Annotated in this window: 2 protein-coding genes; both read left to right on the top strand. The window is 64.1% G+C overall.

Translation table 11 applies throughout. The features are described 5' to 3' along the window. Nucleotides 1-444 precede the first annotated feature (444 nt). The gene (locus AC1DYI_RS34220) at nucleotides 445-828 is read left to right on the top strand and encodes a hypothetical protein (RefSeq protein WP_477208558.1); all 384 of its coding nucleotides are present in this window, start codon (nucleotides 445-447) and stop codon (nucleotides 826-828) included. Continuing rightward, nucleotides 815-1,894: mechanosensitive ion channel family protein (locus AC1DYI_RS34215; protein WP_477208557.1), on the top strand; the 1,080-nt coding region annotated here is incomplete at its 3' end. The genes AC1DYI_RS34220 and AC1DYI_RS34215, both read left to right, overlap by 14 nt.

Below are 1,894 nucleotides of genomic sequence, written 5' to 3'. Positions count from 1 at the left end.
GCCACTGACTAGCGCATAGCCCAGTAGCACGTGCAGCACGATGACAACGCTGAGCCCAACCGGATGCTTGGTTGGGTTGCGCTGCGCTTCTGCGTAGTTCACTCGGTTCCTCCAGTCGCCAAGTCGGGCGCTGTCTTGTCGTCAAAACGCAGCCTCAAGGGCCACCGGATCGAAGACTATATCGCGGAGTTAATCTCGATCGATATAGGCTTCACCCTAATGATTCACGCCTGAAACTGGATGTTTGCCGCATGGAATGTTCCGGTTGGCGGCCGTGACCGAGTGTTGCAAGGCCATAGCACAGCCGGGCCGACGCTTTGGTCGCCAGGAGCTGGCAGACCGGTCGGCGGCTTCAAATCTGGGGGGTGAAAAGGTACAGCGCGGTTACGGCGGGCCAGAAACGAAAAAGGCCGAAACCGCGGTTTCGACCTCTGGAAGACTGACGTGGCATCGGCTGGCTCGGTGGCCGCGATTTGCGCGCGTCGTTTCAGTGGCCCGGACTATATCGCAGCCTGGCAAACGGTCGGCAACGAGCCGTCGCCGGCTTGGCGCGCGGCGGCGGGTGTGGGAGGACGCTGTTTGCTGGACAGTTCCTACAAGCCGTCGCGACGGCTGCCGACAGCCACGGCACGGGCCAGTTCCTACGCTCCGTCTGACATCCCACAGCCTGGAGTGATGCCATGCGCGGTCCACGACACCTTTCGCCGATTTTCCTGCGCCGGTGCGCTGTTCACCGATGCGGCAAGGGCCTCGCCCAGCCGGCTGTCGCGGCTCATTCGCGCCGGGCAGGACCGGCGCCTGGAAGGGTGCATCGATGAGGCCGACTGAACTGTGGTCCGCCGCGGCGGACATCGACTTCCTGGGCAGCTCGCTCGACCGATGGCTGATGGCCGCTGGCGCAGGTGTGGTCGCCTACCTGCTGTCGCGGCTGGTATTGCGGGTGGTGCTGCAGCGCATGAAGCTGCTGGCCGAGCGCAGCGCGACCCGAGTCGATGACGTGATCGTCGAGGTGCTTGCGGCCACCCGCACCTGGGTGCTGTGGGCGGTGGCGTTCCTCGTCTTCTGCGAGATGCTGGACCTGGCGCCGCGCTGGCAGTCGCGGGTGAGCCAGCTGTGGTTCGTGGTCATGATGGTGCAGCTCGCGCTGTGGGTCAGCCGTGGCGTCGTGTTGCTGCTGAACCGACACCTGCTGAGCCATGGCCACCTGTCGCAAGAAAGTGCCAGCGCGACGCTGCTCAGCTGGGGCCTGCAGACGGCGCTGTGGACGACTGTCGTGCTGGCGGTGCTGGCCAACCTGGGCGTCAACATCACCGCGCTCGTGGCCAGCCTGGGCGTCGGCGGTATTGCCGTCGCGCTGGCGGTGCAGAACATCCTCGGCGACCTCTTCGCGTCACTGGCGATCGCGCTCGACAAACCCTTCGAGGTGGGCGATGCGATCACGGTCAACGGCGTGACAGGCACTGTCGAACGGGTGGGCCTGAAGACGACGCGCATCCGCGCCCTTGGCGGCGAGCAGATCGTGATGTCCAACGCGGACTTGCTCAAGAGCGCGGTCAGCAACTACAAACGCCAGCAGCAGCGCCGCGTCGTCTTCAAGTTCGCGGTCTCGTTGGAGACCACCGCGAGCCAAGCTAGGGCCATTCCTGACATCGTGCGTGAGGTCATTGAAACGCGCGAGGATGTGAAGTTCGATCGGGCGCATCTGCAGCGCATTGGCGATGGTGCGCTCGAGTACGAAGTTGTCTACGTCGTACAGCGCGCCGACTACAAGGTCTACATGGACCTGCAGCAGGAGATCTGCCTCGCGTTGATCGAACGGCTGCAAGCCCTGTCCGTTGATTTCGCGGCACCGAAGACGGTGCTGGCCCTTCCTGAAGCGGCCAAGGGTCTGATC

The sequence above is a fragment of the Ideonella sp. P3_A4 genome (assembly GCF_056403075.1).
Note: the sequence above shows the minus strand (reverse complement) of the source record. Positions and strands in the feature narration are given on the sequence as shown.